A 13,981-nucleotide genomic window follows, 5' to 3' on the forward strand; every position below is an offset into this window, starting at 1 on the left:
GAGGACCCCACGAGGGATGGAGCCTGCGTGATCCTGCTGCTGTCGACCTCCGACACCGACCTGCTGTCGGCGCGTGCGAGCGGTGCCGAGTACCGCCTCGGCAACCCCGCGCGACTGACCGCCGACGACCTGCCCGCGCTCATCGACGACGTCGACCTCGTCGTGGTGCGCATTCTCGGCGGGCGCCGGATGTGGGAGGAAGGGCTCGACTGGCTGCTGGCCAGCGGGGTGCCCGTGGTGGTGCTCGGCGGTGAGCAGCAGCCGGACGCGGCGCTCATGGAGCTGTCGACGGTGCCCGGTGGCGTGTGCGCCGAGGCGCACCTCTACCTCGCGCACGGCGGGCCGGCGAACCTCACCGAGCTGCACAAGTTCCTGTCGGACACCGTGCTGCTCACCGGACACGGCTTCGAGGCGCCGACGGCCACGCCCACGTGGGGTGTGCTCGAACGCGAGACCAGCGCGGAAGGCCCGACGGTCGCGGTGCTCTACTACCGCGCGCATCACGTGGCCGGGAACACGGCGTTCGTGCACGCGTTGTGCGACGCGATCGAGGCCAAGGGCGGCAAGCCGCTGCCGGTCTACTGCTCGTCGCTGCGCACCGCGGAGCCCGAACTTCTCGACACCCTGCGTCAGGCTGACGCGCTGATCGTGACGGTGCTCGCGGCCGGTGGCACGAACCCGGCGAAGGCGAGTGCCGGTGGCGACGACGACGCGTGGGACGTGGGTGCGCTCGCCGCGCTCGACGTGCCGATTCTGCAGGGGTTGTGCCTCACCTCCAGCCGCGAGTCGTGGGACGAGAACGACGACGGACTGTCTCCTTTGGACACCGCGACCCAAGTCGCGATCCCGGAGTTCGACGGCCGGATCATCACGGTTCCGTTCTCCTTCAAGGAGATCGACTCCGACGGGCTCACCGTCTACGTGGCCGACCCGGAACGGTCGCTGCGCGTCGCGGGCATCGCGGTCCGGCACGGTAGGTTGCGGCACATCCCGATCAGCGAACGCAAGATCGCGGTCATGCTGTCGGCATACCCGACCAAGCACTCCCGCATCGGCAACGCGGTCGGGCTCGACACGCCCGCGTCCACCGTGCGGTTGCTGAAAGCCATGCAGGAGCACGGATACGACATCGGCGACGAGCTGCCGGGCGTAGCGGAACTGGACGGCGACGCGTTGATCCACGCGTTGATCGCGGCGGGTGGCCAGGACGCGGACTGGCTGACGCAGGAGCAGTTCGAGAGCAACCCGGTGCGCATCGCGGCGGCGGACTACCGGGCGTACTACGAGACGCTGCCAGAGGACTTCCGCGAGTCGATGCAGGAGCACTGGGGTGAGGCACCCGGTGAACTGTTCGTCGACCGCAGCAAGTCGAAGGACGGCGAGATCGTGCTGGCCGCGTTGCGGTCGAACAACGTCGTCGTGATCGTCCAGCCGCCGCGCGGGTTCGGCGAGAACCCGATCGCGATCTACCACGACCCGGACCTGCCGCCGTCGCACCACTACCTCGCGGCGTACCGGTGGATCGAGTCGTCGTTCGGCGCGGACGCCGTGGTGCACGTCGGCAAGCACGGCAACCTGGAGTGGTTGCCCGGCAAGACCGTGGGCATGTCGGCGTCCTGCGGCACCGACGCGGCACTCGGCGACCTGCCGCTGATCTACCCGTTCCTCGTCAACGACCCCGGTGAGGGCACGCAGGCGAAACGGCGCGCGCACGCCACGCTGGTCGACCACCTGGTGCCGCCGATGGCCCGCGCCGACAGCTACGGCGACATCGCGCGGCTGGAGCAGCTGCTCGACGAGTACGGCAACATCTCCGCGATGGACCCGGCGAAGCTGCCGGCGATCCGCGCGCAGATCTGGACGCTGATCCAGGCCGCGAAGCTCGACCACGACCTGGGCCTCGACGACCGGCCGCACGACGCCGAGTTCGACGAGTTCCTGCTGCACGTCGACGGCTGGCTGTGCGAGGTCAAGGACGTCCAGATCCGCGACGGCCTGCACATCCTCGGCGAGGCGCCGACCGGCAGCGTCCGGGTCAACCTCGTGCTCGCGATGCTGCAGGCACGGCAGATGTGGGGTGGCCAGGTCGCCGCGCTGCCGGGGCTGCGGGAAGCCCTGGGGCTGGTGACCACCGCGCGCGAAGACGTCGACGCCGTTGAGGAACAGGCTCGGGCCCTCGTCCAGGCCATGGAGGACGCGGGCTGGGACCGCGAGGTCGCGAAGACCCTGCACGAGTCGACGGACGTGCAGAAGATCCTGGAGTTCGCGGCCGTCGAGGTCGTGCCCAGGCTCGCCCGCACCACGGACGAGATGACGAACGTGCTGCACGCGTTGGACGGCGGCTACATCCCGGCCGGCCCGTCGGGTTCGCCGTTGCGCGGTCTGGTGAACGTGCTGCCGACCGGCCGCAACTTCTACTCGGTCGACCCGAAGGCCATCCCGTCGCGCCTCGCGTGGGAGACCGGCCAGGCGATGGCGGACTCGCTGCTCGCCAGGTACCGCGAGGAGAACGACGGCGAGTGGCCGCCTTCCGTCGGGCTGTCGGTGTGGGGCACGTCCGCGATGCGCACGGCCGGCGACGACATCGCCGAGGTGTTCGCGCTGCTGGGCGTGCGACCGGTGTGGGACGACCAGTCCCGCCGCGTCACCGGCCTCGAAGTGATCGCGCTGGAGGAGTTGGACAGGCCGCGCATCGACGTCACGGTCCGGATCTCCGGGTTCTTCCGCGACGCGTTCCCGCACGTGGTGTCCCTTTTGGACGATGCGGTGCAGCTGGTCGCGAACCTGGACGAGCCGGCGGACCAGAACTTCGTGCACGCGCACAAGGTCGCCGATCTCGCCGAGCACGGCGACGAGCGCAGGGCCACGCTGCGGATCTTCGGTTCCAAGCCGGGCGCGTACGGCGCGGGCGTGCTGCCGTTGATCGACAGCCGCAACTGGCGTGACTCGTCGGACATCGCCGAGGTCTACGCGGTGTGGGGCGGCTACGCGTACGGCCGCGGGGTCGACGGGGTCGCGGCGCGCGAGGACATGGAGTCGGCGTACCGGCGGATCGCGGTGGCGGCCAAGAACATCGACACCCGCGAGCACGACATCGCCGACTCGGACGACTACTTCCAGTACCACGGCGGCATGGTCACGATGGTGAAGGCGTTGACGGGCAAGGCACCCGCCGCGTACGTCGGTGACAGCACGCGCCCGGAGGCGGTCCGCACCCGCACGCTGACCGAGGAGACGTCACGGATCTTCCGGGCCCGCGTGGTGAACCCGCGCTGGGTCGGGGCGATGCGGCAGCACGGCTACAAGGGCGCGTTCGAGCTGCAGGCGACGGTCGAGTACCTGTTCGGCTACGACGCCACGACCGGCGTCGTCGCGGACTGGATGTACGAGAAGCTGACCGAGACGTACGTGCTCGACCCGGAGACCCGCAAGTTCCTGCAGACCTCGAACCCGTGGGCGTTGCACGGCATCGCCGAACGCCTGCTGGAGGCGGCCGAGCGCAAGATGTGGGAGCACCCGGAACCGTCCACTCTGGACGCTCTCCGCGCCGCCTACCTGGAGACCGAGGGCGACCTCGAAGACGGCGCCTGAGGTGGATGAAGGGCGCCTTCATCCACCTCAGGTCGAGGAAGGCGCCCTTCATCGACCACTCGTGGGGCGGGCGATTTCCGCACGGTCGCACCGGGGCGAAAGCGCGATTTGAATTCGACCAGGCGTGCCCTCGGTGTCGAACGCGATTCGACGCATTGTTCGACGAATTCGCTGGTGGGGCAGGTTACCGAGCGGTTGCCCTTGAGTGCCCGGAAAAGATCTGGCAGTTTCACAAGGAGGTGATTGTTAGCGCTAACAACGTGCGGATCGACTTCGAGGGGGAATCACTGTGGATTCACTGCGTCACCGTGCGGCCGGTTTCCGGCGCAGCCGGTGGAAGTCCGCGCTGAGCGCCGTGCTCGCGGCCGTCGTCGTGGCTGCCGTGGCGGTCGCGTTCAACCCCGGCGCGGCGTCGGCGGCGACCGTCGACACGAACGCGTGGTACGTGCTGATCAACCGCAACAGCGGCAAGGCGATGGACGTCGCGGGTGCTTCCACCGCGGACGGGGCGGTGATCCACCAGTGGTCTCGGCACGACGGGGCCAACCAGCAGTGGCAGTTCGTCGATTCCGGGGGCGGCTACTACCGGTTGAAGTCGAAGAACTCCGGCAAGGTCCTCGACGTGGACGGCTGGTCGAACGCGGATGGCGGGAAGATCCGGCAGTGGGCGGATCTCAACGGCACCAACCAGCAGTTCCGGCTCGCGGACTCCGACGGCGGCCACGTCAGACTGATCAATCGCAACAGCGGCAAGGCCGTCGAGGTGACCGGCCTGTCGACCGCGGATGGGGCCGCGGTCGTGCAGTACGGCGATTGGAACGGCTCCAACCAGCATTGGCAACTGGTCCGTGTGGGTGGCGGGCCGGGCGGATCGTGCCAGCTCCCGTCGAGCTACCGCTGGTCGTCGACGGGCGTGCTGGCGAACCCGAAGTCCGGGTGGGTCTCGCTCAAGGACTTCAGCACCGTCGTTCACAACGGCAAGCACCTCGTCTACGGGTCGACCGTCGACTCGACGGGGCAGCACTACGGCTCGATGAACTTCGGCGCGTTCACCAACTGGTCCGACATGGCTTCGGCTCCGCAGAACACGATGAACCTCGGTACCGTCGCACCCACGCTGTTCTACTTCGCACCGAAGAACATCTGGGTGCTCGCCTACCAGTGGGGTCCCACCACGTTCAGCTACCGGACCACGAGCGACCCCACCAACGCCAACGGGTGGTCGGCGCCGCAGGAACTCTTCTCCGGCAACATCCCCGGCGGTGGCGCCCTCGACCAGACGATCATCGGCGACGGCACGAACATGTACCTGTTCTTCGCCGGTGACAACGGAAACATCTACCGCGCCACCATGCCGATCGGGAACTTCCCCGGCAGCTTCGGCACGTCGTACACGACGATCATGACCGATACGAGGGAGAACCTGTTCGAAGCGGTCGAGGTCTACAAGGTCAAGGACCAGAACCAGTACCTCATGATCGTCGAGGCGATCGGCGCGCGCGGCCGTTACTTCCGCTCGTTCACCGCCACCAGCCTGGGCGGCTCGTGGACCCCACAGGCGGCCTCGGAGAGCAATCCGTTCGCCGGCAAGGCCAACACCGGTGTCACGTGGACCAACGACATCAGTCACGGCGACCTGGTGCGCACCAACCCGGACCAGACCAAGACGATCGACCCCTGCAACCTCCAGCTCCTCTATCAGGGGCGTGACCCGGGGTCCGACGGCCAGCCCTACAACTCCCTGCCCTGGCGACCGGCTGTGCTGACGCTCCAGCGCTGATCACCTGATTTCGACCGGGCCGGCACCCTCACCGCTCATCGGATGAGGGTGTCGGTCCGTTCCGCTCCAGGCGGACGCAGCAGTGACCTGGTGACGGATCGAGGCGCGCGGTGTGGCTGCGCGCCTCGATGCCGTCCAGGATTCCGCTGATCAGGCAGAGGTTCATCCCGCACACCAGCTGAGTGTGCTTCTGGGCCAGGCTGTGGAACGGGCAGTTGCCCAGCAGGACCGTCGTGCCGTCCTGCCGCGGTTCGAAGCCGAGGTCCTCCAACGCCCGCGTGACGTCGCCGTTCGCGCCGGTCGCCAGGTCCTCGCCCCACTCGTAGGCGCGCCGGTTCAGGATCTCGCGCGGCGGTTCGCCCGTGGTCTGGGCTTCGAGGAGTGAGTCGGTGAGCAGGTGGCTCGCCGCCTCGTACCGCCGATCCGGCAGCGACACCTCGATCTGCTCGCCCGATCGCCGGTAGAGCTTCGCCGGCCGTCCCGCGCCTGGTCCGGTCCGGCCCGACCGCCGCTCGTGGATCACGTCCAGCAGCCCCATCTCGACCAGCTTGTCGAGGTGGAACCCGGCGGTCGTGCGCGGCAGCCCGATGGCCTCGGAGGCCTCGTCCTTGCTGATGGGCGCGATTTGGCGCACCACGTAGTCGTAGAGCTTGCGCCGGTTCGGCTCGTCTAGGGCCGCGACGGCGGCGACGTGGTCGGCCATCTCTAAAACCTACTCCAGTTGACGAAATTCGGCACCTGGTTCTAACGTTAGTCGAAGTTGTCGTTAGAAGGAGGAGTCATGGCAGTCCTGACGCGCACGGAACCGGCGACGCAGGCGTTCGTGTTGCTGCGCACGGTCTTCACGGTGGCGCCGATCCTGTTCGGGCTGGACAAGTTCTTCAACCTGCTCGTGGACTGGCCCGTCTACCTGGCGCCGTGGATCGACTCGATCGTGCCCGGCAGCCCGCAGACCGCGATGTACCTCGTCGGCGTGATCGAGATCGTGGCCGGCGTGCTGGTGGCGCTGCGGCCGAAGTGGGGCGGGCTCGTCGTCGCCGCCTGGCTGCTCGGGATCATCGTGAACCTGGTGACCGGGCCCGGCTACTACGACATCGCGTTGCGCGACTTCGGTCTGCTGGTCGGCGCGCTGGCGCTGTCCCGGCTCGCGGCCGCTCGATGACCGACGCGATCGACACCGAAGGGGCGCGGCAGGCGGTCGCCGACCTGCTCAAGGCACTGGGCAAGGACCCGTTCTCGGTGCACCTGGCCGACACGCCGCGCCGCGTCGCCGACGCGTACGCGGAGCTGCTCACCCCGCGCACGTTCAACCTGACGACGTTCCCCAACGACGAGGGCTACGACGAACTCGTGCTGGCGCGCGGGATTCCCGTGCAGTCGTTGTGCGAGCACCACATGCTGCCGTTCCACGGGGTCGCGCACGTCGGTTACCTGCCGGGCGAACGGATCCTGGGCCTGTCGAAGCTCGCCCGGGTCGTGGAGATGTTCGCCCGCGACCTGCAGGTGCAGGAACGGCTCACCAAGCAGGTCGCCGACTGGCTGCGGGAACACCTGCGGCCCAAGGGTGTCGGCGTCGTGATCGAGGCCGAGCACATGTGCATGACGTTGCGCGGGGTGCGGGTCAACGGATCCCGCACCGTCACGTCGGCGCTGCAGGGCGTGCTGCGGCAGGATCCCGCGTCACGTCAGGAGTTCTTCACCCTCGTGCACCAGCGCAGTTGGTGGTAGTTGANNTCGATTACATCGGCTCGTAACTACAACCAACTTACAGGTGCGGCATCGTGAGAACGCGACCACCGGGGTCGCCTGTGCCCGCTGTCGCGGAAGTCCGTCCCTCCGGACCCGACAAAGCACTACTAGACGGGTCCGAAGACGTAGGTGCCGGCGGCCTCCGCGTTGTCGCCGGCCCAGAACTCCAGCCACAGCTGGGCGAATTCCTCGCGCGACAGCCGGCCGTCGCCGTCGCCGTCCAGCGCGGCGAAGTCGGTGACGCCGTCGTGCCCGAGCCACGCGGTGATCATCGCCTGGTACTCGTCCGAGGAGATGTAGTCGTCGCGGTTCTCGTCCACGGCGCCGAACATCGCGTCCGCCGTGTCGGTGACCGCCTCCGGGGTCTTCGGGAGCGCGTCCACGATGCTCAGGACGTTGTCGATGGTCACCCGGTCCTGGCCGGCGGCCGCAGACAGGGTCGCCCACCAACCCATCATCACCCCGGACAGCAGTTCCTCGTCGCCGCCGCGCAACGTCACCCAGCGCGCGGTGAGCGCGCGGAAGTCGCCTTCGTCCAGGTAGCCGTCGCTGTTGGCGTCCATCGCGCCGAACACCACCGACACCTTGCGCCTCTGCAAGTCACTCGCCATGCGCAGCACGATAGGCCGAACGTCGCAACGGAAACCATCGGCCGAACGGGTCCGAACCAGTCTGACCTGCTCACTCATTCGACGCCAACGAATCGCCAGTGGGCAGGGGGTGACGCTGAGCGGGTCAGACCGGGACTCTGGAGGATCGATGAGAATCTGGTTACGCAAGGCGTTGACGCTCGTGGTGGCCGCGACGGCCGCGCTGTTCCTGGTGCCGGCCGCGGCGGTGGCCACGGAGCAGCAGCAGCCACCGGCGGTGCGAGGCATCAATCCGGGCACGTACCAGAACCTGATCAACAACTACCACCACAAGTGCCTCGCGGTGACCTTCGCGGGCAACAGCACGCCGGTGATCCACTTCGACTGCATCTCCTCGTTCACCGACCAGTACTGGCGTTTCGAGCCGATCGACGCCGCGCCGGGGTACTACCGGCTCCGCAACCAGAACACCGGCCGGTGCGTCGCCGCGGCGAACCCGAGGAACGGCGCCAAGGTCGTGCAGTACGACTGCGTCGACGGCTACTACGACCAGTGGTGGCTGCCGGAACTCATGCCCGACAACGTCCACTACCGGTTGCGCAACTACAAGAACGGCCGCTGCCTCGCCGTACCGTCCAACAAGGGCAACAACGGTGAGAGCGCCGTGACCTACAACTGCATTCTCGGTTACAACGACCAGTGGTGGCAGATCTGGCCGTGACGTGACTTCCTCCCCGTGCCCCGGTATGCATGCTGAAGGGGCACGGGGAGGAAACCAGATGACGGTGCGGTTCCGACTGCTCGGCGATGTCGAGGCGCACGTCCACGGCCGGCCGGTCGCGATCGGGTACGCGCAACTCCGTGCTGTGCTGGCGGTTTTGCTGGTCGAGGCGAACCAGGTGGTGTCAGTGGACCAACTGGTGGATCGGGTGTGGAGCGATCGCCGCCTTCCGCGCAAGCCGCGTGCCGCCGTTCAGCACAGCATCACCATGCTCCGCAACGCTTTGGCACCCGCGGCGGGGGTGACGATCGCCAGGAGGTCGACCGGCTACCAGCTCACCGCCGACCCGGAAACCGTGGACCTGCACCGGTTTCGCCGGCTCGTCGAGGACGGACGCGCCGCCGGTGCCGACAGCGAGGCCGCCGCTCTGTTGGAGGAGGCGCTGAAGTTGTGGGGAGGGGAACCGTTCGCCGGACTGGGCACCGCCTGGCTGGAGTCGTTGCGCGCCACGCTGATCCACCACCGGCACGCGGTCCGGCTCGACCTCGTCGACGTCCAGCTCCGCCTGGGCCTGCACGCCGCACTCCTGCCCGACCTGACCGCGTGGGTGGCCGAGCACCCGCTGGACGAACGCCTGGCGGGGCAGCTCGTGCTCGCGCTGTACCGCAGCGGCCGCACTGCCGACGCGCTGGAGCACTACCAGCAGGTGCGCAAGCTGCTGGCCGACGAGCTCGGCACCGATCCCAGCGAACCGTTGCGCCGTCTGCACGAACAGGTCCTCGCGGCCGACCCGGCACTCACGGTGCCGGCCGGACGAGCCAAACCGCAGATACCGCAACAACTTCCCGCCCGGCCACGGCTGTTCACCGGCAGAACCCGCGAGCTGGCCCGCCTCGACGCCGCCGCGGGACAGCACAACGACACCGTGGTGATCTCCGCGATCGGCGGACTCGGCGGGATGGGCAAGACCTGGCTGGCGTCGCACTGGGCGTACCTGCACCTCGACCGGTTCCCCGACGGCCAGCTGTACGTCAACCTGCGTGGGTTCGATCCCGCAGGCCAACCGATGCCCGCCGCGACCGCCATTCGCGGCTTCCTCGACGCGCTCGGTGTCGCGCCCTCCGGCGTCCCGGTCGACGTGGACGCGCAAGCAGGTCTGTACCGCAGCCTCGTCGCGGGCAAACGGATGCTCGTCTTCCTTGACAACGCTGTCGACAGCGCCCAGGTGGCCCCGCTGCTGCCCGGCAGCCCGACCTGCCTCGTGCTGGTGACGAGCCGCCGCCACCTCAGCGGGCTGGTCGCCGCGCACGGCGCACATGCGCTGAACCTGGCCCGGCTGACCGACGACGAGGCACGTCGGCTGCTGGCCACGCATCTGGGCGAACACCGGCTCGAACCTGGTGTGACGGAGGAACTGCTGGCCTGCTGCGCGGGTCTGCCGCTGGCGATCAGCATCGTGGCCGCCCGCGCCACCGCGCATCCGGACTTCCCGTTGTCGGTGCTGGTCGACGAACTGCGCGAGCAAAGCGCCCTGGACACGCTGGACGCGGGCGAGGACCTGGTGAACCTGCGTGCCGTGTTCTCGTGGTCCTACAACGCTTTGTCCGCCGAAGCGGCGGCCGTGTTCGGTGCGCTCGGGCTTGCTCCCGGCGTGGACATCGGCCTGGCCGCCACCGCGAGCCTCACCGCTCTGCCGATCGCCCGCGTCCGCACCTGCCTGCGCGAACTGGAACAGGCGCACCTGGTCGATCAACACGCCCCCGGCCGTTACCGGATGCACGACCTCGTCCGGTTGTACGCCGGTGAACGCGGCCGGCACGACACCGCCGTGCCGCGACGGGTAGTCGACTTCTACGTGCACACCGCGTTCGCGGCCGAGCGCGTGCTGGACGTGCCGGGAGATCCGGTCGAGCTCGGACCGCCCGCACCCGGCTGCGTCCCGCGCGAGTTCGGCGACGGCGCGGCCGCGATGGAGTGGCTGGCCGCCGAGTTCCCGAACCTGCTCGCCGTGCAGGAACTGGCCGCGGAACACGGCTGGCACGACAAGGTCTGGCACCTGGCCTGGGGTGTCGACACGTACCTGCGCCGAAGGGGGAACTACCACGACCTCGTCGCGGTGTGGCGGGCCGGGATGGCGGCCGTGGAGCACACGACCGACGAGCGCGTGCGGACCCTGGTCAGGAAACGCCTCGGCGTCGCCTGCGGCGGACTGGGCCTGCACACCGAAGCCTTCCAGCACCTCCGTGTCGTCCTCGCGGCCTGCGAGGAGATGGGCGATGTCATGGGCCAGGCCAACGCGCACCACGTCCTCGCCGGGTTCGGCGAGGAACTGGGCGACGACCGGCTGGCGCTGGACCACGCCGTTCCCGCGCTGCGCCTGTTCCAGGACATCGGCCTGCCCGTCTACGAGGCGTGGTCCCACACCCAGGTCGGCTGGCACCAGGCCCAGCTCGGGCAGTACGAGCAGGCGCGCGTCCATTGCGAGACCGCTCTCACGATGGCTCGCCAGAACCGCGACCGCGAACTGGAAGCGACCACGGTGGACAGCCTCGGGTACATCGCCCACCACACCGGGGACCTCGCTCAGGCGCTCGACCGCTACCAGCAGGCGCTCAGCCTGATCCGCGAGATCGGTTACGACTACCACGAAGCCGACACGCTCAAGCGGCTCGGGCACACCCAGCGCGCTCTCGGGCACCACGACCTGGCGCGAGCCACCTGGCAGCGGTCCCTGGAGCTGTACCGGGCGCAGCACCGGGCCGAGGACGCGTCCCGCATCCAGGAACACCTGGCCGGTTACCCGGCGTCGAGCGCTTCGGCGAGCTGCAACCGGCCGGAGACACCGAGTTTGCGGTAGGTCCCGGACAGCACGCCCTCGACCGAGTCCGCGGGCATCAGCAACGTGGCGGCGATCTCCTCGTTGGAACGGCCGCGTGCCGCCAGCGCCGCCACCTGGTGCTCGGTCGGGGTCAGCGCCGTCGGCCCGGTCTGGCGCATCCGCCGAGGCCCGGCGCCGGTCGCCACGAGTTCGGAGTGCGCCCGCGCGGCCATCGCGGAAGATCCGCACTTCTGCGCCAGGTCCACCGCTTCCCGCAGACTTGTTCGTGCACAGGAGGAATCGCCCTGTCGCCGGGCCACGACGCCGAGGTCGACCAACGCACGCGCCAACTCCAACCGGGCGGGTGACGAGCGCAGCACCCGCACGGCCTCTTCCAGCAGCGTCCGCCCGGCCGCGCCCGCGGTGACCCGGCCGGCCGCGCGCAACGCCATGCCCAACGCCCTTGGCGCGCCCCAAACGCGCGCGAGCTCGACCTCTTCCAGCGCGAGTTCGCGCGCCCGTTCGCCGTCTCCCAGCGCCGCACAGGCCAGCGCGGCCCCGGAACGCCAGGCCAGTGGCGCGGGATTGCGATAGGGCCAGCCCCCGCAGTGCCGTCCCGCCGCCAGGAACGACTCCAGCGCCTCGTGGTCGGCCCCTCGCACGGTCAGCATCCGGCCCTGAGTCGTGAGCAGACTGGCGTAGGTCCACGTCCTGCGGGCTTCTTCCGTCATCGCCTCGGCGATCACCGCCGCGGCCTCGTCGGTGTGCCCTTCCTCCAGGAGGATGTCGGCGAGCAACGCGGCATGCCACGCGGAAACCGCGTGCCAGCGCCGATCCTGCCGCAGCTGGTCGCTCGCCAGCTCCAGCTCGGCGCGGGCGGACACCAGATCTCCCTTACGCCGCTGGACGTTCGCCCGCATGACGTACGTCAGCGCCCGCACTGCGGGAGGCTGCGTGCGATCCACGTCGTCGAGCAGCGCCAGTGCCGCGTCCAGTGAGTCGGCCAGGTTGAGGATCATCGCGGACGTCAGCGACGACATCGTGCTCTCCGCCGACACGAGCAGAACCGCCTCGGCCGCGCTGATGTCACCGACCATCACGCGGTGCAGCACCCCGGCGGGCGTGTCGAGCGAGACCGACGAGGGCACGGCCTCCTGCCACACCAACCCGTGCACGGCCAGATGTGCCCGCGCCCACGGCGAACCGGCCAGCACCGAAGCCAGCTCGGCCGGTTTTCCCTCGGCGTGCAAGGCGTACGACAGCGCGACGGCGGACTCCGGATCGTCCGAATCGGACTCGAAGGCCTCCCGCAATCGTGCGGTGGCACCAGGCAGGTCGCCGACCAGCTCCGCGACACCCAGCAACCGCAGTGCCCGCGACGGGTTCGCCACCGATTCGCGCAGGGTCCGCCACAACAACCGCGCGGCACCCGAGGTGTCACCCCGGTTCACCGCCTCCTGCGCGGCCCGGTCGAGCACCTCGCCCGCCCACGGTTCCAGCCCCGGCGAGGTCTCCAGCAGATGTTCGGCCACCACCCGGTCGGACGCACCGTGCGTGCGCAACGACTGTGCGGCCCGCAGATGCAGTGCAGCCCGCGCAACGGCAGGCATGTCGTTGAGCACGGCCGGTCCGGCCTCCCCGAGCAGTTCGACCGTCCGGACGGCCTCGGCCAGCTCGGCCGGCGAGAGCCGGGTCAGTTCGGCCAGCACGCCGGGATGCGGGGACGGTCCGAGCACGGCCAGCGCGTGCGCCGCGGCCACCACGGCGGCCGGACGACGCCGCAGCCGGGCCGCCATGATCTCGCCGGACACCTCCGCGCCGCGGTGCGCGACCCGCCACGCGGCCTCGGCGGTCGGTGGCACCCCGTCCTCCGCCAACGCCCTGACCAGACGGGTCACCGCCAGCGGATTGCCGCCGGTCGCCGCCAGGCACGCCGCGACGAACTCGGGAGCCGGGGCGGGGGAGATCAACGCGGCGACGGCGTCCGCGGACATGTTGTCGAGCGTCACACGTCCGCACGCGGCCATGATCTCGCCATGAGAAGGGTCGTCGCACCGCTCGCCCGCACCCACCGTCAGCACGACCGCGATGGGCAACCGTTGGACCCGCAACGTCAGATAGGCGAGCCAGCGCAACGACGCGGCGTCCGCCCAGTGCGCGTCGTCCACCGCGATGAGCAGGCCCGACGTGCCCGCCAGCGTCGCGGCCAGCCGGTACACGCCGTGCAGCACGGCGAAGTCGGCGGCCGGCGCGGTCAGCCGCAGCGCGCCCAGCGCCTCCGCGGGCACTACATCCGGGTCGATCATGTCGAAGAGCTGGGCCACGATCCCGAACGGCAGGTCGCTCTCCAGTGCACTGCCGCGCGCCCGCACGACATGCCGGCCGGAAGCTTCCCAGCGCGCGGCGAGGTCGTCCAGCGCCGCGGTCTTCCCGGTACCGGGAGCGCCTTCCACCACGGTGGTCGTGCCCGGCGTCACTCGGTCGCTGATTCCGGCACACCACACTTTCAGCCGGTTTTCCAAGATCTCTCCACAATCCGTGGGTGAATGGATCAGCGGAATTGATGCTATGAGAAAGCGCGCCACTTGCCCAGGTAAAGGTTCCTGCGCTATGGGCGTCTCAACAGGGTGGCGGCCCGTATGATCCGCCGGGCAACTACTCGAATGGGTAGCGGCAGCCGGACAGTGGCCTCCTGTGGTCATCCCAACGGCCTAGAGGTGCTGCCTCAGGGC

9 protein-coding genes are annotated in these 13,981 nt (G+C 69.4%); 6 read left to right on the plus strand and 3 right to left on the minus strand.

Going from position 1 to position 13,981, the window contains the following annotated elements; all coding sequences use genetic code 11:
• Positions 1–27: 27 nt before the first annotated feature.
• Complete coding sequence (gene cobN / locus B0F77_RS23465; protein ID WP_086665115.1) at positions 28–3,591, plus strand: cobaltochelatase subunit CobN; 3,564 nt, start codon at positions 28–30, stop codon at positions 3,589–3,591.
• Positions 3,592–3,946: 355 nt separating this feature from the next.
• Positions 3,947–5,371: a non-reducing end alpha-L-arabinofuranosidase family hydrolase gene (locus B0F77_RS23470; RefSeq protein ID WP_425435709.1), complete on the plus strand. Its 1,425-nt coding sequence runs from the start codon at positions 3,947–3,949 to the stop codon at positions 5,369–5,371.
• Positions 5,372–5,399: 28 nt separating this feature from the next.
• Here B0F77_RS23470 and B0F77_RS23475 read toward each other — a convergent pair whose 3' ends face one another.
• The gene (locus tag B0F77_RS23475; protein ID WP_086665117.1) at positions 5,400–6,074 is read right to left on the minus strand and encodes a helix-turn-helix transcriptional regulator; all 675 of its coding nucleotides are present in this window, start codon (positions 6,072–6,074) and stop codon (positions 5,400–5,402) included.
• 78 nt (positions 6,075–6,152) lie between these two features.
• Here B0F77_RS23475 and B0F77_RS23480 point away from each other — a divergent pair, with 78 nt between their 5' ends.
• Positions 6,153–6,533 (plus strand): DoxX family membrane protein, encoded by a 381-nt coding sequence (locus B0F77_RS23480; protein ID WP_086665118.1) that lies wholly within the window; start codon positions 6,153–6,155, stop codon positions 6,531–6,533.
• Entirely contained in the window at positions 6,530–7,099 is a 570-nt protein-coding gene (folE, locus tag B0F77_RS23485; protein WP_086665119.1) for a GTP cyclohydrolase I FolE, read from the plus strand. Before B0F77_RS23480 ends, folE begins: the two co-directional genes overlap by 4 nt.
• Before the next feature lie 128 nt (positions 7,100–7,227).
• On the opposite strand, the gene B0F77_RS23490 is transcribed toward folE, so the two are convergent.
• Positions 7,228–7,731, minus strand: a complete 504-nt coding sequence (locus tag B0F77_RS23490) for an EF-hand domain-containing protein (RefSeq protein ID WP_086665153.1) — start codon at positions 7,729–7,731, stop codon at positions 7,228–7,230.
• A 148-nt stretch (positions 7,732–7,879) separates the two neighbouring features.
• On the opposite strand from B0F77_RS23490, the gene B0F77_RS23495 reads away from it, so the two are divergent.
• Both B0F77_RS23495 and B0F77_RS23500 read left to right on the plus strand, forming a co-directional pair.
• Positions 7,880–8,431, plus strand: coding sequence for an RICIN domain-containing protein (locus B0F77_RS23495; RefSeq protein ID WP_158102800.1), 552 nt, complete (start codon positions 7,880–7,882; stop codon positions 8,429–8,431).
• A 58-nt stretch (positions 8,432–8,489) separates the two neighbouring features.
• A complete protein-coding gene (locus B0F77_RS23500; protein ID WP_086665121.1) occupies positions 8,490–11,288 on the plus strand; it encodes an AfsR/SARP family transcriptional regulator in 2,799 nt (932 codons plus the stop codon).
• Here B0F77_RS23500 and B0F77_RS23505 read toward each other — a convergent pair.
• On the minus strand, positions 11,228–13,771 hold the full coding sequence (locus tag B0F77_RS23505) for an AAA family ATPase (RefSeq protein ID WP_158102801.1): 2,544 nt from the start codon (positions 13,769–13,771) through the stop codon (positions 11,228–11,230). The genes B0F77_RS23500 and B0F77_RS23505 overlap by 61 nt on opposite strands.
• Positions 13,772–13,981 lie beyond the last annotated feature (210 nt).

The organism is Lentzea kentuckyensis (genome assembly GCF_002150765.1).
In the GTDB taxonomy this organism is placed as follows: Bacteria; Actinomycetota; Actinomycetes; order Mycobacteriales; family Pseudonocardiaceae; genus Lentzea; species Lentzea kentuckyensis.